Genomic DNA, 21018 nt, shown 5'->3' with positions numbered 1-21018 from the left:
GATGAAAAAACATAGATTATTTTTTTTACTGCCAGTGCTGTTGGGGGGCATACTTTTTGGGTGCAAAAAATACGAACAAAAGCCCCTTGAGCAGGACCCGGCTTATATCAGGGTGTTTAACAACCTGACCTTTAGTGTAGACTTCTTAAGCAATACCCAAACCCCGCCATTTTTAACCTTTCTGATGGATCCGGAAGTCGATGCCGCTGGCGTACCCAATAATGCAGGTATCATTGGCGATTTCCTGGGCACAAGGCAGCTGTACAGTACTTCCTATCCTGTTAATGAAGGGAATAGCTCGATGGGAAATGGCACGCTTAATGAATCCGGACAGCCAAATCCGCCGCTTAGCTATCCCATTAATTATGAATATCCTGGCAACTTACACGTGCTTACAGCTCCGGTTATTAATGGTTTTGATCTCTCCTCCTGGGCCCAGATCCCATCCGGCAAGCACCGTATTATGTTTGTGGTACGGCCACAAAGCAACACCCCCTTTAAAGATCTGGGCACTGTGCAGCGAGGCAACATCCTGATAGACACTACCATTAATATGGAGAAAGGAGAAGTATATACGCTGGAAGTCGTATCGCGTGATCTGGATAATCACAAATATGGGCTATATCTTCGTCAAGAACAGTTCATACATCAAGCTTTTGATGAGAATAAGTTGTACGCTGGCTTTGTTAACCTGTCGGGCAAAAAACCGGAACAGAGCAAATATGGTACTGCTTTTTATTTTACGGATAAAGTACGTATCAACAGTACTTACAATATCTGTATTGATGCACTGTCAACTTCATCCTCGTCTTATTATGCCCCGCTGGATGGTTATAATAATACCTATTGTACCACGCTTAATTCAAGGTTTGATCAGTCTATATCTTACCTGTCATTGCCTATGTTACCCCAGAGCGCCTTTTCTTATCAGGGTGTTTTACGTACTTACTCCCCGGTAGTTACCCAGGTAGGCCAAAAAACAGGGACAATGCCATACGTAAGTTTTAACCTGTTAGATGCAGATCTCCCTGTGACAACACCTACCGGTTTTGGACTTAGCTGTGGGGCTGATCCTGCTGTTTTTAATAATTACGTCTTCCGTAATCCGCATTCTACGCCAAGCTTAAACCTGGTGATCAACAACGATAATCATTTTAGGGTATACAGTACGGTCAACATATTCGAAATGGTATACGACCGCGTTTACCTGATGCAGATCAAACGGGGAATTGATGAGATTCCACAAAATTAAATATTATGAAACTGAAAAAATATATTATCAAACCGCTGCTGTTTTCAGTATTGTTATTGCTGGCTTCCTGCGTTAAAGATTTTGATACCCAGCCGGAATTTGCTGTTGGTCAAAGGCCGTTGTTAACGTTGCTGGAAAACAATTACAGCTTCAGTATTTTTTACCAGGCAATTAAGCGCCTGGGGATGGATAAAACCCTAAGCGGTAATGATGCCTATACGCTCCTCGTGCCAGATAATGACGCGTTTGCACTTGCAGGAATTACCACCGAAACTGTTGCTAAGCTAGATACGGCCTCATTAAGAAAACTCATCGGCTATCATATCGTTAAAGGTACTTTGCCCTATAACAAGATCCCGCAGACGGTAGACTATAAATTTACCACGTTAACAGCACAACCGGTGTACTTTTCGGTAACCCTGCCTGATCCGAACAGGACAAAGCCAAAGCTGTTACACGTTAACGGCATTACTGCAAAAAAAACAGATGTTATGGCTTCCAACGGTGTAATACACGTGTTGGAAAATGTATTGACTTTGCCGGCTGCATCTGTTAAATCAATACTAAACGATGATCCTGACTATAGTTTATTTGTACAGGCTTTAAAGCAGTTTGGCTTGTTTGACCAGTTGGATAAGCCGGGGCCTTTTGTAGTACTGGCGCCTAGCAATGAGGTGTTTATGCAAAACGGTATTGACGAAAGTGCCCTGGCTACGCTTGATACGCTTACCTATAAAAAATTTCTTTTTGCACCATATGTAATTCCTGGGAAATTCTTTTTCAAATCTGATCTGGACGATGCGCCATTAACCGGTACTGGGCCACATGGGGTAAGAGGAGCGGATTACCTGCTATTTATTGACTACTACAGCTTCAATTTTCAGTTGCTGCCCGATAAGGTTGACCCGTCTTATTATGCTAATGCTGTACAGTTCTCCTCACCTGATCATCTGGCCTATAACGGCATGGTGCACGGGGTAAACAGTCTGCTCATCACGCCTGATTATACATTAAAGCCTTAAAGATATCAAACATGAAATTACAAACCATATATATTAACACCATAATGCTTTTCAGCAGCCTGGCCATGTTATCCAGCTGCATCAAGTCAACAGATGGTTTTATTCCCAAGTCTGTATCCATCAGGTATGAAGAAAAGGGCCTGGCGGATGTACTGGCTGGCGAAAAGAACCTGACCCTGTTTAACCAGGCGTTCACCCGGCTTTCCTTAGCCGGACAATTAAGTGAAAATACTGGCTATACCATTTTTGCACCCACAGATTCGGCTTTTAACGCGGTGGGTATAACGGCCCAGCTGATCAGCAGCATGCCAGTAAGCGACCTGCGAAAATTGATTACCCTGCATATAGCAATGGGGGCTGTTGACAAGCCCGCGCTTGAAAACACCATTACCGGAGTTGGGCTGAATACCTTAAATCAGGATACTGTACCAACCGCTAACAATGGTACAACAATTCGGGTTACTCAAATATACGCCCGCATGGGTGGGTCTGTTTACTTAAACGGTGATGCTAAAGGAGCCGTCAAAACGATTATCAAGGCATCAAACGGTTTTATCTACCCAATTTCCGGCACCATCAAACAGTTTGACAGCCGCACCTTGCTGGACGCAATAAAATCAGATCCCGAGCTGAGCCTTTATTATGAGGCGGTTATAATAGGGGATAGTGTTCGCCAGGCAGGTCTGGGTTTCGAGGATAAAAGTATTACTGATGTCAATATCCTTGAAAACGCAACTTCATTTATGCCGACTGTCCTTGCTCCAACCAATAAAGCATTTCTTGATGCCGGTTTTAATACAGTCGATGACATCAGACAGTTTGCTACCAGCGGATATGTGGGGTACGACTTGGCGACGGGTGCTTATTTTGAATATTCCAAGCTCGATAGTGTGCTTGAACGGCATGTTTTGTATAGAAGCGGCAATCTTTCGGCTAACGTCCGTATATTTTACAGTGACCTGCTTAACCCAGCTATTAATAATGGGGTATATAATACTTATTTCGGCCCAGGTGGATCTTTAACAGGCATTGAATTAAAGTTTCAAAAGCCGCTTATCTTTTCTGCTTCGGGCAATGATGCCTATGTGAAATGGACGGATGACGTGGTTGAATCACTATTGCGTATTCCTCGGGATTCGCCCGGCAATCCGCCTGTTCTCAACCATAACTTATCAAATGGTACACTCATAAAAGTTGACAAACTCTTTTATCCAGCTGTAAAGTAATCTCATACCATGAAAAAGCAATTCATCTTAAATATTTCGCGAATGCATCTCATGATCATCATGATGGCTTTTGCAACCATTACCGGCTGTACGAAAGACGATATAAGCAGCGAGCTTCCACCTTCCGAAGATGGGAGTAACCTGAATTTTGCGCTGAAGGATAATTTTAACTTCAGCATGGCTTATGCCGCAGTGAACAATACACGTCTAAACATTAAATTGGCCGAAAAAGGCCCCTACACTGTTTTTGTGCCCAATAATAATGCCTTCTCGCTTCTTGGCATAGTTGAGTTGCCACGTATTTCAACGTTTTACACCAATAGCCAGCTTACCAACCTGATGAGTTATTGCATTTTAAATGGAAAGCTGGAACTTAAAAAAATGCCGCTGGAAGATAACAAAGTCTTTAAAACACTTAACGGAGGAAATATTTATGTAAGTAAATATTTGACGGGGACTGATACCATAGCTACCGTTAATGGGGTAAGGATCGTAAGCCTGGACAACCCGGCAGCTAACGGACAGATACAGGTAGTGCCGCAAATGATGAACCCAGAAGTATACACCACAGTTGCTGGCTATCTTCGGTCCGACACCACGCTTACGCTTTTCAACGCAGCCATGGAGCGCTCAGGGCTAAGCACTGAACTACTCGGCGCTAAGGATGCGTATACGGTGCTTGCACTCTCAAACCAGGCGCTTCAGCAATCCGCTAAGCTGGGGCAAAACCTGGGTCTAAGTACACTGGACAGCATTAGCCATGCAGACCCTGCCAGGCTTGCCGCTTTACTTAAATACCATATGGTGAAGGGCCGCTACTTTGACAGCGACCTGTTTCGTCTGAGCGAAAATGGCGCAAAACCTGTTGCCATGCTTAATGGCGGTGAAATTGGCATTGGTGGTGTACCGGGCGGTTTTAAATCCATAACATTTACCGCTACCGGTGCAAAAGGTATCCCTGCACAAATTTACGTGCCGGTTTACTACAGCCCGACAATCATTAACTCGAATTTACCATGTGGCAATGGCGTCGTTCATATTATTAACAGGGTACTCATCCCATAAACTTCGGAAAACCATGTCATATCCACATTCAAAGCATCATATCTCAATTCTTTTTTCCAGTATCACTTGCTTGCTTTTGTCACTATTTACCAGCTGTAAAAAAGACAATCTTGAAAATTTCAATAAGGCTACGCCAACATTGTACCAGTATATTGATACCGGAAAACATTTTAACTTCTACCGTGCGGCTTTAAAACGCGCAGGGATATATAATGAAGCTACTTTTAGCAATGAAGGCCCCTTCACCGTTTTTGTACCCATAGACAGTGCCTTTATCAAGGCTGGTTTAAATTTGGAAAATATCGAAAAACAGAACCCTGCAGACCTGGCAGCGCTATTAAAATACAGTATTGTTAATGGTAAGCTTAGCAGCACCAGCTTACTTGGCTTTTATAGCCAGGCGGTTACCTGTGCAAACCCAGACTATCGGCCTACGGTGACTAAAAATTATTACGGTATATTTTTTAACGGGATACCGGTTTCCGCAAAAGGAAGCATCAGCTTAAATGATGGCGTAATACATGAACTCCAGCGTCTGCCATTGCTTCCTGCGGGTAACTTATATAACACCATTGCCGGTATGCCTAATCTCAGCTTATTCCTGGCAGCACTTAAACGAGGCGGTAATGATGTAATGGTTAAAACCGGGTGGTGGTTCGATGGCCGGCCCATAACCGTGCTTGCTCCGGATAATAATGCCTGGAACAAGCTGGGCTATCATTCTGAAGCCGATATTGAAAATGAGGACCCGGATAAACTTAAAAACTGGATTCTCGACAATGCCTATATCAGCCCTGATGTGAATCTAACAGCTAATTTTAAAGGTGGTTATAACTTCAACGGCGAATTTCTTTACGTGCTTGCAGATGGAATGACCCTTGTTTCAAAGGGAAATGTATCGCCAACACATATTACCCAACCGGATATCATAGCCAGTAATGGTGTATTGCATGTTATCGACCAGGCTTTTGTACAACGATAAGTTATTTAACTCTTGATTCACGACGTACTTTAAACATACTGTAAAAAATATTTAAATGAAATATAAATATACTTATAGCGGCCTATTTGCGCTTATTTTCAGCATACTGGCTTGTCTGCAAACCATAAATGCCTGTGCACAGGAAACCAGCGGTGGTTTACGGGGCCAGGTGCTGGATGCTACCAATCAATCTTTACCTGGTGCTTCCGTTACCGCTGTACATACGGCCTCGGGTACCCGTTATGCCACCTCTACCGGAACCGATGGGCGTTATAACCTTCCCGGTCTGCGTGTTGGTGGTCCGTACACCATCGAGGTAAAGTTTTTAGGGATGAATGCCGAGAACCGAACCATCGAAAAGATCAGTTTGGGCGAAGCACTGACACTTAACTTTGTAATGGGCGATAACACTAAAACATTGAATGAGGTCGTTGTTAAAGCGCAGAAATCCGTTCCGAAAGCCAACAACTATGGCACGGGGCAAAATATCTCACGTGATCAGATCCGCAACCAGCCAACCATCAGCCGCAGCATTACCGATATTACCAAACTGGTGCCACAGGTCTCAAAGGACAATTCCTTCGCCGGTACCAACTTCCGGTATAACAACGTAACCATCGATGGTGCCGTTAACAATGATGCCATCGGTTTTAGCCCCTCGGCCGGCGGACAAACGGGGGCTTCGGGCATGCCCGGCTCATCCACCCGCACCAACCCGGTATCGTTGGATGCCATCGAAGACATCCAGGTTTACATCGCCCCTTATGATATAAAGATCGGTAACTTTACCGGTGGCAGTATAAACGCGGTAACGCGCTCGGGTACCAACACCGTAAATGGCTCGGTTTACGGTTTCGGACGTAATGCTGCACTAGTAGGGCCTGACCACACCGGCACCGAATTGGACAAGAAACTCCCTTCGGCCTTTTATGACTACCAAAGCGGTTTCAGACTCGGTTTTCCGCTCATCAAGAACAAACTTTTCTTTTTTACGAATGAGGAAATTACCCGCCGCCGCGACCCGGTGTTACAGGTAGCGGGCAGCCCGGCTGCATCTGGTATTTTGAGCGCATCCGATACACAAAAGATCATCGATTATTCAATCAAAAATTACGGTTTCGACCCGGGTGTGGCAGGCCAATACAACGCCAGCTCCAACTCAATAAAATTCTTTAACCGCCTGGATTGGAACATTAATGACAAGAACCAGCTTTCCGTCCGCAATAATTATATCCGTTCTGATGCCGTTAATATGGAGCGCGATCAGCTGAATTTCCGTTTTGGCAGTATCGCTTACAAACAGAACAACAACCAAAACTCTACCGTTGCGGAACTGAAAACCAGGTTTAACAACAATTTCTCAAACAGTGCGGTAATTGGTTACAGCAATATACACGATTACCGTACCCCAACCAGCGATCCATCTTTTCCGCAGGTGCAGATCGTTGGCCGTACGCCGGGAAGCACTATCTTTTTCGGCACAGACAGGGAGGCATCCATCTTCAATATGAAACAAAGTACTATGGAGATTACCGATAATTTAGTGTGGAATTTAGGCAGGCATACCTTAACTGTTGGTACACACAACGAGTTATATCGGATCAACTACGGCTTTGTGAACGCCTGGAACGGCAGGGTCACATATCAAAGTATCGACGACTTCCTGACTAACAACCCGCAAAGAGTACAGGGGAGTTACAGTTACACCAACAACAGCCGCGACTATTTATTGGATAACCCCGGGGCAAAGTTTAACGTTAATTTTTACAGCGCCTATATTCAGGATGAAATACAAATTACAGACAGGTTCAGGATTACCCCTGGCATCAGGTTTGATTACCAGGATATTCCTACCAAACAAATGTTAAGCGAGAAGACACATAATGCTTTTACCGATCCCTATTTTGGCACAACCTACACCTATAGCCCCCTGAACCAGATCAGCGGGAAGTATTTGGGTAAAGTGCAGGTATCTCCCAGGTTGGGCTTTCGTTTTGATGCCCGCGGTGATCAAACTTTGGTGTTGCGCGGCGGTTTGGGCATGTTCACTTCGCGGATCCCGTTCGCCTGGCTGGGCTATGCCTTCTACAATAATGGCGATACCTTTGGCGCTTACGATCAGCGAAGCAATGGCAATCCACCTTATGTTTTTAACGGCGACCCGCTTAAGCACCAGGCGGGTACAGGTATCGGCGGTTTTGCCGGGCAGAACGGGCAGATCACCAACGATGTGAATGCCGGTAAAACACAGGTAGATGTGATCGCTAACGATTTTACGATGCCCAAAGTAATCCGCGGAAGTCTGGCATTGGATTATAAGGACCAAAATGGCCTTAAATACACCGTTGAAGGAATTTATACCAAAACCATAAAAGACGTAATTTTCAAGCAGGTAAACCTTACAGATAACCCAACTTACTTTGCTTATGATACTGCAGCCACCAAACGCAGACAGCCTGTTTTTCCGGGCCAAAATTCGCGCAACCCGCAGTTCGCGAATGCTTACGAAATGAGCAACACCCCGGAGGGTTACCGATACAGCATTACCGGACAAGTTTCTAAAAACTTCGATAACGGCTTTGGGTTTTCTGCTGCCTATACTTATGGACAATCTAAAGACCTGTCAAACGGTATCCGTAACTCTTTTGAATCCAACTGGCAATTAAACCAGGCATTAAATCCCAATGATCCGCAGCTGGCGAATTCCAATTTTGATATCCGCAATCGCATTGTGCTTAGTGCCAGCTACCGCAAAGCCTGGAACAAGAGGTGGGCGAGCAATTTTTCATTATTTGTTACCGCACAGTCGGGCAGTCCCTTCACTTATGGCTTTGTGAATTATACACCACAAAATACGCCGCAACAGATCGGCCTGGCCTATATCCCGGCAAAAGGAGAAACAGCGAACTTCTTTGCTGCAACATCAACACAAACGGTACAGCAGCAGGCCGATGCCTTTGATCGTTTTATTGATGATAATGACTACCTGAGTTCGCGCAGGGGTGGGTTCACCGAACGTAATGCAGCGAGAACACCATGGAACAATAATGCCGATTTTCACTTCTCACAAGACATCAATTTTAATACTGATAAAGCCACCTCAGCTCAACAAACCCTAACAATCAGTATTGATGTGATGAACTTTACCAACCTGATGAACAAGAATTGGGGAAAAGTGTATTTCTCACCAAATACCTATAATTCTACTTCAAGCGTTGGTTTAGTACTTTATATACCGGCAAAGTCATCCCAAGGTTATCCGCTCTATCAGTTTGTCGCTCCGGGTAAACCTTATTCGGTTGATCCATTGGCTTCGAGATGGCAGATGCAGGTTGGGGCGAGATACACTTTTTAAACTAAGTTTAAAGCAAATTGGTTAGATCTAAAGGCAGGCACCAAAAGAGGCCTGCCTTATTTAGAACACTTTAATAACGGGAACAGTGAACTCAGATAAATATGAGCTGTCCGAAGCCGTAATATTTCCAGCTAGACAGCAGAAATTTCATATCAGTGGATCATGGTTTTATTGCTATTCTCATATTGGGGCATTTAATAGTTCCTGGTTTACCTGAAAAAGTCCTTTTTATTTTTAGATTTCTCCTTTTCCAATTTAACTGCATGTTCATCACGGTCTAGATGAACTACTGCAGTATTTGTCTAGGATCAACAACCACTAGATCCATTAATAACAAATCTCAAAATGGAAGTATAGTGATTTAAATGGTCACTTTCGCTAAATTACTTGCATTGTCCGATAGCGTACGTTTACTGTCCGGAAATGAAAACGCTCTGCTATTTCATAAATGGTAATGTTAACAATTTTTCGGGGATTAAAAGGAAAAAAAATGTAAATTACTAGGGGAATTATTCCCCGTAAAGCTTATATATGTGGTTTGGGTCAGTATACTAAAGCGGGCGAAAATCCTTTCTTTTGGCAATCAAAAAAGCCCCAATCATGATGGGGCTTTTGACAGATTTCAAGACAATACTATTTTAGAAATTGTGTTAATGCTTTCCCATCAGGATTCGTTAAGGAAAAACCAAGTACTCTGGCAACAGTCGGTGCCACGTCTTCCAGGTTAATAGATTCTATGACAACTCCTTTTTTTATTCCTGCTCCGGCGATGATAAAACCGGTGCGTATTTCCGGGCTATCTGGGAAATAACCGTGTGCACCGCCTTTTTTCGAAACTGAAAGGGGGCCTGTAGCGGCGTCCTGGATATAAACACCATTGGATGCAGCCAATGCAAAACTAGCGTGTGGATCTGCTCCGATTTTAGTAAGCTCATCACGTTCCACAATCCGAAACATCTGCTTGTATTCTGCAGGTAAATCAGTTAATTTCTGACGGACTTTTTTAAACAGAGTTAAGTCTTTACTGTTTTTAAGATGAAAAAAAGCAGAGCCGCCGGCGGACTGGAACTTAGCCACAGGTTCTTCTTTCCCCACTTTACTGTCAATGCCCATTTCGGTTAACCAGACATTAGGGGAAAGTGTTTTTTCTATGTTAACAAAACCATGATCCCCAGTGATGATGATGGTCGTGCTATCTTGAATTCCCGCTTTTTTAATAGCATCCATTAAGTTCATTACTGCATGGTCTGCCGATGCGACAGCCCTGCTTACGCCGTCACCAGATCTCCCTTCTTTATGCTCTGCACCATCAACTCCCGCAATATGTATGCTTAACAGGCTCGGCTTGTATTTTCGAAGGATATAAGCCGCCATACGGCTGTTATTCTCATCCATAGCCAAAGAACTCAGGTTTAAATCCTCCATATCGACATCTCCAATGGCATATTTTTCCATTTCCTCCAGCAAGCCTTTAGGGGTTGCCAGTATGGAGATTGCGCTCTTACGATCGGCCATATTGGTTTCTGACCAAATTTCAGGTAAATTATAGTCTATCTCTGCGCCAACTGATATCGGCCAGGAAACAGATGCAGATTTTAACCCTTTTTTTCTGGCAGCCTGCCAAAGCGTTTCTGCTTTAATTTTTTTGGCATCAGTAGTCCATTCGTATTTGTTGTCCTCATTTGGCATGGTGTTATAAGTAATGCCATGTTTGGCAGGGAAAGTGCCGGTGATCAGGGTGGTATGTGAAGGGTAAGTTACGCTTGGGAAAATGCAGCGCACACCTTTTGCATAAGATCCGTTTGCCGTGAGCTGCTGCAGATTTGGCGTTGGCCAGCTTTTGTCCAGGTAAAAATCAGGGCGGAAACCATCAATGCTCACCAAAACCACGTATTTAGCTGTTTGCGCCTGTGTGCTGATAGAAATGGCGATAAGGAAGATCAGGACTATTGTATTTTTAAAAATGTTCGGTTTCATTTCTTTAATCAATTAATAAATGGGAAAATTTCTTTTGCTGTTTTATTGTCAACCAGCACTTTGTTCATGTCATATTTCATGGTAACTACGCCACTTGCAGTATTATTGGTAAAATCATCCATTCCCCTGTTTTTAGGGATAAACGAAGGAATCTGCGCAATAAGGTCACTAGGTTTTACATTTGGGTTGTTTAATTGTTCAGTTTGGGAGACTGGAAATTTAATGCCCAGATCGGTCATCCTTCTTCCTTCGGAAATGAAAATTTCCTGTCTCATTCTATAAACAAGGTACAACAGCGCATCTTGGGTGCTTGCAGCATCGATATCTGCTGCGGTTACTTTTGTGCCTGAAATTGTTGAAATATTAATGTTGGCTGTTTTTCTGTCTAATACATAACCAGCACGTTCCACATCAGTATCATCAAACTTTACCTTCACCGCGGTCAAGGGGTAGTCGTTTCGGTTACCGCCGTTCCGCGTTTCTTTTACATCACTAAAAGTAGCAACTGGTCTCTTGGCAATTACATCTGTCAACAGATTTTTTAAAGTTGTTTTTGCACCGGTAAGATCATTACTGGAAACCTGGATTTCGGCCAAAATCAGATAAGCTTCTTCACCTTTGAGGTAACTTACCGGTTTCTGGTCGAGCGCAATCGTTCCGGTATTATAATATTTCGGATCCAGAAAGTCCAGACGGGGAAGTGGCGCAAACTCATTGGTTGTTGAAGAGAAAAGATAGGTTTGAAAATCATTTGAAGCTGAATTCTGCCCATCAAAAACCTGTTGTTTCAGTAATAATGGGGTTGCCATTACTGCCGTTGCAAATGTTCTTGCCTGTGCCGCATCGCCAAGATCGTAATAAACCCTCGCCTTCAAAAGTGTATATGCTGCTTTTTCAGTAGCGTTGGTTTGTAAGGAAATCGCCTGATCCAAGGAGGAAATCGCCATTGCATAATGTTGGGCTGGGGAAAGCACAGCCCCTTTAGCGGTACCTGGGAGACCTGTAAACAATTCTCCACTTAGCACATGCGCATAAGCATTTATAAAATACATTTCTGCTTTTTGTACCGGAGTGGTTGATTTATCGGCATCAGCTACTGTAGTCAGGCCGTATTCTGACATTTCCCGCAAGCGTTGAATTGCAGACTGGATATTGTTCACATCCAGGTCAAAATTGTCGATCTGCGGAATATCAAACACTTTGTTGCTCAGGGTTCTGTTGTTGAAATAATTGTCTGATACCAGCTCTGTATTCACGATGACCTGGTTCATGGTCAGCGCCATCTGACGCTTTAATCCCGACAACCAGGTGGTTGCTACGTTGGTTGTGGTCAAATAAACCTCATCAGTAATGTTGGGGTTGTCTTTTGCGCAGCCTGCAAGCAGGATACATGCTATTGTTGCTGTAAGAAAGTTTTTTATATATGTTTTCATGTGTTTATCGTTAAAAATTTACTCTTAGTGAACCTACAAACTGTCTTGGTGCCGAATAGGTAGAATACGATATACCTCCCGTTGTGGCACCATTCTGTCCCTGGGCACTTCCACTGATGGTTGTTTCCGGATCAAAGCTCGAAGTAGCGAAATTTAGCGGGTTAACTACCGAAAAACCTAAATTGATGCTTTTAACGGCTTTTTTCCATGCGGCAGGTTTAAAGTTATAGCCTATGCCAATGGTCCTGATTTTGATATAATCAGTTTTTTCTACAAACCTATTGGTGATATCAAGCCATCTTGTTCTGCCACTCTTATCGATTTCTGCCTGAGGGATTCCTTCAGTTGAGGTGCCATAATTAAACCTGAACTGCCTATCGAAAGAAACGGCATAAGCGCCTTTCTGGTAATCTGCATTGGCAAAGAAATTAAATGATTTGTACTGGAAATTAATACCCATGCTACCGAACAGATCTGGTACTGTTGTGCCCAGGTTTTGTTGTGCAGTGGTGCTCACAAGCAAACCCTGGTCATCAAACACTCCATAGTTTCCTCTGATAAATCCGATCGGATAACCTTCCTGTACTACTGTTTGTACCGTTCTTGCACTAAAACCGTTAATGTTGAATGGTGCTGCACCACCAGAACTGATTACTTTGTTGTACAAGGTATTTACAGACAGATTGAACCTCAGACTGGTGTTGGTCGTTTTGATCGGGGTTAAAACAGTATTGAATTCCAGTCCACGGTTTAAGATTCTTCCTGTGTTCTGTAATTGACTGGTCTGTCCGGTTGAAGGTGCTGGCGGAACTACGAATAAGGCATCTTTTGTGATGGAATGGTAAAATCCGGCCGAAATGATAATCCTGTCATTTAAAAAACCAAGGTCAATGCCACTTTCAATGGTTGTGGTTTTTTCTGGTTTTAAATCGCTGTTGCCCGCCTGGCCGAACGAGGCTGCCTGTTCGCCGTTAAAACCGATAAAAGAGATTGTTCTTTCATTGGCAAAAGGGGTAGGAAAGTTACCTGCAATACCATAGTTACCGCGGATTTTAGCGGATGATAACACTTTTGAAACAGACTGGAAATACTTTTCTGCACTCGGAATGTAAGAAAGTCCAACTTTGGGATAATACTGGATACCAATGTTCTTTCCAAAAGCCGAGTTCCCGTCGCCACGCAAGCCTAAATCAAGAAAGATTTTGTTCTTATAACCTGCATTCTCCTGCAGATAGATTCCGTAACTCGTTACAGCAGAATAATACTCATCACCTGTACGGGTTGCTGCAATGCTGATGGTCTGGGCACCGTCCCTGATATTGGTTCCGGTGTACTGGATCTGGTGGTCTTCGTTACGGAAGAGCTGTCCGCCAGCAGTAGTAATGAAAGAGAAATCGCCAACCTTGGCTTCATACTGTCCATTAAATTCGAAGGTGAGGCCAAGATAGTTCCTGTCAAAATTGTCGATGCTACCCTGATTGGTAATGGCGGTATTAGTGGTATGCGAAAGGTACTCGTTGGTGGTGATGATGTTTTGTCGCTGGGCACGGTAATCTACTCCTCCGGTAGCTTTGAAGGTCAGGTTCTTTAATGGCTGATATTTAAATACCTGTGAAGTCTGGAACCTGTTTACATTGATACCGTTGTTCTGGAGGGCTTCTGCTTTATCTACATAGGCTTTGATAGCCGCAAACTCATCGTCGGTCATCGCATCGAGGTCACTCTTAAACCTTGGCCCTGTGATGGATGATGCTCCGCTCTCAGCAAACCATAGGCCTGTATAACCGCCCTGGTTTCCATTACGGCTTCTTTTGTATTTGTTGCTGATGTAACTGAATGAACTTTCGTAAGTTACTTTTGTACCTAAAGAAGCCCTGAGGCCTGTCCTAAGGTCAATCCTCCTGTTGCTGTTCTGATCGTGGATCTGCGTACCCGTACTGTTCTGGTAGCCGCCCGAGAAACTGTAGCCGAATTTGCCATCGCCACCGTTCAGGGAGAGATTGTGTTTCTGATAAAAACCATCCTGCATCAGCAGGTCCCTTGTGCGTTTAAAGTGGAGGTAATCTGTTGTCGGTGTTTCAATGCCCAACTGGGTTTCCAAAGTGATGTCGGTTTTATCGGCTCCACCTTTTTTGGTGATGATCTGGATCACGCCGTTGGCTGCATCAGAACCATACAGGGTAGTTGCGGCACCGCCGTTAACAAACTCGATCTTTTCTATATTGTCCATTGGGATATCAGAAATCGAACTGATGGCGGCACCTGTAGCACTTCCACCGCCCAGAGCTGCCCTTGTATTCAGGTTGTCCATCCTTACCCCATCTACATAAATAATAGGGGTAGAGCTGATGAAAGCTGAATTGACACCTCTCGAACGGATGATGGAAGTAGCACCTGCCTGCCCGCCTGTTAACCTGATTTGAGCGTTGGGAAGTTTTGACTGCAACAACTGGTCAATTCTTGAGGCAGGAATATCCCGGATGTCTTTTTCAGAAATGCTCACCACATTTGATGAGAGCCTTCTTTTGCTCACATCTATTCCCTGTCCGGTAACAACAATTTCATCCAGGCCCAAAAGGTCTTCTTCCAACTGGATGTTGATGGCTACGCTTGTAGAATTTTTTGCAACCACAAACTCCCTGCTTTTAAAACCTATCGACCTGGCTTCGATGATTACATCCTGCTGATCCGTTGGAACAGTCAACTTGTAATTGCCCTTGCTGTCAGTCTGGGTTATTGCGGTGCCGCCTTTCACCCTGATACTCACGCCGGGTAAACTTTCTCCGGTACGCTTATCGGTAACTGCGCCCGTCACAAGTATCGGAGGCAGGATCTTTTTGGTATTGATCAGGATGTATTTATTGCTGATCTGCAGGATTTCTACAGGTGAATTTTCCATCAGCTTATGGAGTATGTCTGCTACGGATTTCTGCCTGGCCTGGATATTAAAGGTTTTTGTCTCGGTAAAGCGGTTGTTCTCATAACCGATTACAAAGGTTGTTCTCTTTTCAATCAGATCCAGTACCTTTCTTAAGGGCAGGTTTTTTACCGAAAGATCTATTTTGATGTCGTTCATAGACTGCCCCGCAGTTGGGCCTGCGAAAAGCAGTGCGTTTGAAAGAAAAACAAGGGCTATTGTTAGCTTCATTTTTAGGATAAAAAGTGACCATGTCGGGTGTTTGCAACCCGGGTAATAATTTTGCATATTTGAATAAGTTTTTAATGTTTTAATCGATCATTGGAAATGGCGGGCATTGCTTCAATGCCCTAATCCTGCCGGAAGTGTTGGCTCATTTCCGGCTTTTTTAATTTTTTAGTACCTGTTACATAATCTTTATTTTATAGTGATCTGATTGGTTTGGTAGGTAAATTTCGCTTTGGTAAGTAGGGAAAGGATTTCCATTACCCTGTTTGCCGGTTCCCGGTTAAAGCGAACCGTATATCTTTTGCCTTTATCCAACGCCCGACTAAAAACTACCTTTAGGTGATAGTATCTTTCAAGCTGCTTTGCAATTTCGCTTAGGGTTGCATTATCCAGGTATAGTTTATTGTCTTTCCAGGAAGAAAGCAGTGAAGCGTCTTCTGTTTTAAGGTTTACTGTCCCGGTAGGTTTATCAAAGGTTAAACTGGCGTCTTTTGTCATTCCCAAGGCAAGTACTTCTTCGCCTGCTGCTGTCTTTCTGGCTACCCTAACTTTCCCGGTGGCAACCGCAATTTTAATCCGATCCATGTCCGGATAGGCATTGATATTGAATGAGGTGCCAAGTACTGTTGTGGTAAGTATACTGGATTTTATAATGAAAGGCTTTTTTTTATCTTTTGCTATTTTAAAAAAAGCTTCGCCTGTCAGCCTTACCCTCCGCTCATGTGTTCCAAAGTCGGCGGCTAGTGTGAGTGCACTTCCTACGTTTAGCAGTACCACCGAGCCATCAGGCAGGGAAATCTCCTTCGCGGCATGCTGCGTTGACTTAAATGTAACTTCCTGTTCCGGTTTTATGGGGAAATGGTATTTCTGATAGGTGAAAAGGCCTGTGCCCAACAGGACAAGAAATACAGCTGCATACTTTAAATACAGCAACCATGGGCTTGCTTTGCCTGAAAGGAGAATCTGTCTGTTCAGGTGTATTTTGATCGAACGGCCCAGTTTGTGTGCAGCATCCTGGCGATCCAGGGCGGGTACATCATGGTTCTCCTTACCTAGCCCCTCATACCAGGAATTGACGGCAGCGCGTTCTGCAGGGCTTACGCTTTGATCCAGGTATTTCTTAAGTACCGATTTTAACGCTTTTTGATCTTTGTATTGTGACATCGTTACCATAGATATCACCCCAGTAACGATCAGGTACTTTAAGCGGATGTTAACATTACATCAATTATTTGTGATGAAGTAAACAGGCAACGGCCAGGACGCGTATAATAGACCCATCCGAATTGTATTTGCCCATTTTAAACCTGATGATGCCCAAAGCCGTACTGATGTTGTTTTTAACGGTCTGTTCTGAAAGAGATAATTTTTTGGCGATTTCCCTGACCGGTAGATCGTGTTCGCGGGACAACCGGTAGGGGACCTGTAATCTTGCAGGCAAGAGGTTGACTTCATCTTCTACCAAATCCTGCAGCTCGCACATGAGCAATGTATCGTCGGTTTTAACTGTTGAAGCGGCCTGTAGTGCTTTTGATAAAGCCTCCTCGTCGGCAATTGTTATTCTTGGTCTTGAAAAATGGTTGATAACGGCATATTTAGCCGATCTGAACAAATAGGGGGCAAGGCTGTCACCTGTTTCAATGGTAATGCTCGTTCGGTTTTTCCAGAGACCCAGAAAAATATCCTGCACCATATCTTTAGCATCGTCCTGGTTTTTGATCTTCGACCATATATGTCTATATAACTCTTCCCAATACCGGTCTATTATAGCGGTATAGGCCAGGTGATTGCCCGCTTTTATCAATTCAAATAAGCTACTGTCGGACGATAGATTCATAAACTGAAGCAAAATTACGGGGCGAGTATGAACTCCATATTAATTTTAGGTAAGATGTGCTGATCATTTTCGAAGATTTCATCCCCTCATCTCCCACGAAGCGGTTTTGACTGCCAAATTGCTAATTTGGAGGGCTATTTAAGATTTTAGTTTTTGCCCATAAAGAGCAACATGTCTGAAATTAACAAAAAAATCATGCTGGCTTTATAATCCGGCCATACCTTTGCGATGTAAATATTTGGTTGATATTATACAAAGTTTAGTTAGTTGATCACGATAAGTCATTACGGATGTTCTGACTTATCGGTTTTAAAATTAGGATCTGTCTATCCCACTTGTTGTTAAATTACGTATCTACATTTTCAAGGTCCCGAACAGATGGTCTACTATCAGGAATTATGCCATTCACCGTTTGCTTAAGTTGAACAGATCCGCAAAAACTCAGGAATAGCGCTATATTATCAAACTGTTAAACTTTTGGTTTACACTTTTAAATGTAATATAACGGACTACTTTTGCGGCGATCAATAGAAAACGATCGATGTAGAGCGCTTTTTGGTAGCACGCCGAAGGTTCGATTCCTTCCTCTACAACTCCAATTAAACCTTTGCAGGTACCGTATTTATTCGGGCTTATCCAGACCTAAATTTCCTTTTTGATGAGCTTACAGCTGATTTTGTAACTGAGTTGTGTTTTTGCTAAACACTGCTTTCTTAGTAAAATTTGGTTCCGAATATTTCAATATCAGTAATGTTCAACGGGTAAAGGCTCTTGCTAGTAGTGATGGAAAATCGTTTGGCGATGCGGTTGGAAGACAAGCAGCAAATACAACTACAGCAGCGGCTTCAATAGCTCGTAAAGCTGTAGTTGTATTAAAAACTGTATCAACAGGAAGTGTAGGAGATAAAATTGTAATAAAGAAAGGCTTTCTTTGGTTAGCTAAGCTAAAGTCTGTGATGAAATATCCATTAATCTTCTAGCCTGGTCCGCTGCCGGTTTTGACTTAGTGTTCAATGCGCGTGGTGGTAAACATGCTCTTCAGGGTATCTCTCATTCGAGAAGACAAAAGGAATTCCATGGGGCCGTCGACGATTATATATTCAAATATCAGTAAATCTTCACCCGGTAAAAATTTATAACGCTGTTTTTCATTGTGTTTTACGATTACTACATGGTAATAATCAGGATCTTTATCAATGTCCTGAACTTGTCCTAAATTGATCAGATAATTTCCAACCTTAAGGTCTTTTGCTTTGATCTGTTTTAAATTTTCAGTCATGGTTCCTGGTTTTGATTGATTGTCCAATGTTTTGATCGCTGCCCGACCTACTGTAAATATCATATATTTTCATGATAAATAGAAGTGGGTCCGAAATCGAACGCTATATTGCAACACTGAACATTTCGCTAATCTAATATCCCTGACCTGTACAAAATCGATTATTTGAATATAGCGTGACCCTTTTAAGCCGAACGAGGTTGTGCATATGCCTATAAAACAGTCCCTTGATATTCCAATTTTATGCATTCAATATTACCTGTTTTATCCTCATGCTTAAGCCTTCTTGCCTTCAAAGGTTTCACTTAAACGTCTTCCGATCCTGAATTAGGTATGTCAATCATTCGATCCACTTTCACCAGTTTAGATGTGTGAGTGCTGCGGCAAGTGAGATTCTAAATTTAGTTTTCAGGGATCTTTTTATTAAAAAAAATGATGGTCCTGTTTTAGCGATTTTGTGTCTGGTGACACATTCTGTTTTTTTTACGGCGGATTCTGCTAAGTGTTTCGCGGCTGATGTTGAGGAAAGAGGCGATGTTCTGCTGGGTGGTCTCCTGTTCAATTTCGGGATGGTTGCTAAGTAACAGATCATAGCGTTGTTCGGGGCTCCGGGTGCGCAGTAAGATGGCCCTTTCTTCGCTCAGGATAAAGTATTTCTGGGTGATGAGCCTGCCGAGTAGATTACCTTCGCTGAAGTCTGCGTAATAGGCATTGAGTTGGAGCCAGGTAAGGGACTGTAGTTTGCTGTCCTGAAGTACTTCTATGTATTCATTTGCGGGCTGCTGGGCGAAAAAGCTGTGTACGGAAATCATCAGATCGCCCTTCCCGGTAAACCAGGTCGTGCACTCGTTTCCGTTCTCGTCAATGAAATAGGCGCGCAGGAATCCCCGGCGTATAAAGTAAACGCGGCGCGCGGTTTCGCCGGGCGATAATAGGAGTTTCCTGCGTTCAAAAGTTTCAATAAGGCTTTCTTCTTTTACGCGGTTTTGCATAGGGGTAGGAAGAGGGATGATGAAGCTTAATGTTTCCAGTAGGTCAGCTTCACGGTCGTTAAATTGTGGCATCTTGATCGATTGTGTCACAGATCAACCAGAGTTATTTTTAAACGGAGTAATATTGTCCTGTCGGAAAGGATACTTTTTTATAACGGCTTATAGAGCGGTTTAGTACCGCGCATTGCGGTCTGGCTGATGTTGATGCTTCCTGGTTATGATTTGAATTGGAAAATAATGATTATGAGTAAAGATAGTGGAGTCGATGTGTGGTGATGCGACTGGACGTCTTCGGTTAAATGGACTTCCGGAAATAGGTACAGTGAAAAGCATTTAAGAAGGGATCTGACCGCTGTGGGAGAATGCTGATATCTTGAACAGACCATTGCCTGTGATAAATTCATTTTTCTGCCTGTGAGAGTTGTTGCCGGTTAACGGGCGAGGTGGGAACTTATCTAAATATCAACCTATGTATAACAAGTTTAGTGAAAAGTTGCTGGGTGAACTTCATGCCCGGCTGGAATCTTTATCCCTGGGTGAATTGTCTCCTGTGCAGCTGCTTAAGGCGCAGATTGCTGCAGTTGCGGATGCCCTGAAGGACCTGACCGATTTTGTAGTTGCCCATCCGCCTTTGGATGTACAGGAGGAGATCGGTTATTATAAATTCATATATCCCAGGTTTAAGTCTTTAATCTTGTATTACACCGCATATCATCATTTTTTGGCAGGTGTACCTGAATCCGGGCTGAAGGCAAAAAAGAAATATTACCTCTCCAAGCTGAGCGCTATTGCGGGGTTCTTTGAGCAGAACACGCTGCATTATGATTATTTCAGGCTGGATGGCGGTATGCTGGATGGACTTTTTTACACCAGGCGTGACCCCGGGAATGTGCTCCAGCCGCTTGTGCTGGGTTATGAGCCGTTTCTGGGTACTGCGATGGCAGAGCTGGTGAGCTCATTTTTGGCGAAGGAGCGTTTGCGTAATGAAATCCTGGCGCTGTTACATGCGCTTTCGGGAAGGGGGGCCTTGTCTTCGACGGTGGTTGACCCTTTGGGCGGTTTGCAGCGCGAGTTCAAATGGACGGGGGAGGATATCCACCTGATTGAGCTGGTACATGGTATCCATTTAACGGGACAGGTCAATAATGGCAGTATCGGTATTGTGGAATTGTTTAAGGTGGTGGGTGCGTTTTTCGGGGTGAACCTAAGGGTGCCCAAACGCGGCTTTGATGACCTTAAGGCAAGAAAAACAATGAGTAAAACGGCATTTCTGGATATGATGAGGCTGGCGGTGCTGAAGAAAATGGATGAGGATGATGCCTATGATCCGGAAAAGGCAAGGCGTAGAAATGGTTTTTAGTAGACGATTTTGATAGTATGATAATGTGGGTTATTAGCTGTTTTAGCGTTGATTCGTAATCCAACTTGTCCAATGTTGGATAGGAAGATTTCG

At 43.5% G+C, this 21018-nt stretch carries 15 protein-coding genes; 8 read left to right on the top strand and 7 right to left on the bottom strand.

Annotated elements, in window-relative coordinates; genetic code table 11:
• Position 1: 1 nt before the first annotated feature.
• The 6 genes from FFJ24_RS10215 (at position 2) to FFJ24_RS10190 (ending at position 8902) form a co-directional block, all read left to right on the top strand.
• Positions 2-1252 carry a hypothetical protein gene (locus FFJ24_RS10215; protein WP_138821406.1) on the top strand — a complete coding sequence of 417 codons (1251 nt, stop codon included), beginning with the start codon at positions 2-4 and terminating at the stop codon, positions 1250-1252.
• A gap of 5 nt (positions 1253-1257) precedes the next feature.
• On the top strand, positions 1258-2274 hold the full coding sequence (locus tag FFJ24_RS10210; protein ID WP_138821405.1) for a fasciclin domain-containing protein: 1017 nt from the start codon (positions 1258-1260) through the stop codon (positions 2272-2274).
• An 11-nt stretch (positions 2275-2285) separates the two neighbouring features.
• Complete coding sequence (locus FFJ24_RS10205; RefSeq protein ID WP_138821404.1) at positions 2286-3500, top strand: fasciclin domain-containing protein; 1215 nt, start codon at positions 2286-2288, stop codon at positions 3498-3500.
• A 9-nt stretch (positions 3501-3509) separates the two neighbouring features.
• A complete protein-coding gene (locus FFJ24_RS10200; RefSeq protein ID WP_138821403.1) occupies positions 3510-4565 on the top strand; it encodes a fasciclin domain-containing protein in 1056 nt (351 codons plus the stop codon).
• A gap of 76 nt (positions 4566-4641) precedes the next feature.
• Positions 4642-5547: a fasciclin domain-containing protein gene (locus FFJ24_RS10195; RefSeq protein WP_168202443.1), complete on the top strand. Its 906-nt coding sequence runs from the start codon at positions 4642-4644 to the stop codon at positions 5545-5547.
• A 55-nt stretch (positions 5548-5602) separates the two neighbouring features.
• On the top strand, positions 5603-8902 hold the full coding sequence (locus FFJ24_RS10190) for a TonB-dependent receptor (protein ID WP_138821401.1): 3300 nt from the start codon (positions 5603-5605) through the stop codon (positions 8900-8902).
• Between the two features lie 633 nt (positions 8903-9535).
• Here FFJ24_RS10190 and FFJ24_RS10185 read toward each other — a convergent pair.
• The 5 genes from FFJ24_RS10185 to FFJ24_RS10165 all read right to left on the bottom strand — a co-directional run bounded on the left by FFJ24_RS10185 (position 9536) and on the right by FFJ24_RS10165 (position 17294).
• The gene (locus tag FFJ24_RS10185) at positions 9536-10879 is read right to left on the bottom strand and encodes an alkaline phosphatase family protein (protein ID WP_138821400.1); all 1344 of its coding nucleotides are present in this window, start codon (positions 10877-10879) and stop codon (positions 9536-9538) included.
• A gap of 8 nt (positions 10880-10887) precedes the next feature.
• On the bottom strand, positions 10888-12312 hold the full coding sequence (locus FFJ24_RS10180; protein ID WP_138821399.1) for a tetratricopeptide repeat protein: 1425 nt from the start codon (positions 12310-12312) through the stop codon (positions 10888-10890).
• 10 nt (positions 12313-12322) lie between these two features.
• On the bottom strand, positions 12323-15460 hold the full coding sequence (locus FFJ24_RS10175; RefSeq protein WP_246862786.1) for a TonB-dependent receptor domain-containing protein: 3138 nt from the start codon (positions 15458-15460) through the stop codon (positions 12323-12325).
• Between the two features lie 186 nt (positions 15461-15646).
• Positions 15647-16621, bottom strand: a complete 975-nt coding sequence (locus FFJ24_RS10170) for a FecR family protein (protein ID WP_168202442.1) — start codon at positions 16619-16621, stop codon at positions 15647-15649.
• Between the two features lie 64 nt (positions 16622-16685).
• Positions 16686-17294 (bottom strand): RNA polymerase sigma factor, encoded by a 609-nt coding sequence (locus FFJ24_RS10165; protein ID WP_138821396.1) that lies wholly within the window; start codon positions 17292-17294, stop codon positions 16686-16688.
• 695 nt (positions 17295-17989) lie between these two features.
• On the opposite strand from FFJ24_RS10165, the gene FFJ24_RS10160 reads away from it, so the two are divergent.
• Positions 17990-18274, top strand: coding sequence for a hypothetical protein (locus FFJ24_RS10160; RefSeq protein ID WP_138821395.1), 285 nt, complete (start codon positions 17990-17992; stop codon positions 18272-18274).
• 23 nt (positions 18275-18297) lie between these two features.
• Here FFJ24_RS10160 and FFJ24_RS10155 read toward each other — a convergent pair whose 3' ends face one another.
• A complete protein-coding gene (locus FFJ24_RS10155; protein ID WP_138821394.1) occupies positions 18298-18636 on the bottom strand; it encodes a hypothetical protein in 339 nt (112 codons plus the stop codon).
• Positions 18637-19019: 383 nt separating this feature from the next.
• Positions 19020-19637, bottom strand: coding sequence for a Crp/Fnr family transcriptional regulator (locus FFJ24_RS10150; protein WP_138821393.1), 618 nt, complete (start codon positions 19635-19637; stop codon positions 19020-19022).
• Between the two features lie 397 nt (positions 19638-20034).
• Between FFJ24_RS10150 and FFJ24_RS10145 the strand changes: the two genes are divergently transcribed.
• Positions 20035-20925: an RteC domain-containing protein gene (locus FFJ24_RS10145; protein ID WP_138821392.1), complete on the top strand. Its 891-nt coding sequence runs from the start codon at positions 20035-20037 to the stop codon at positions 20923-20925.
• Positions 20926-21018 lie beyond the last annotated feature (93 nt).

Origin of the sequence: Pedobacter sp. KBS0701 (assembly GCF_005938645.2) — a bacterium.
Classification (GTDB): domain Bacteria; phylum Bacteroidota; class Bacteroidia; order Sphingobacteriales; family Sphingobacteriaceae; genus Pedobacter.
Note: the sequence above shows the minus strand (reverse complement) of the source record. Positions and strands in the feature narration are given on the sequence as shown.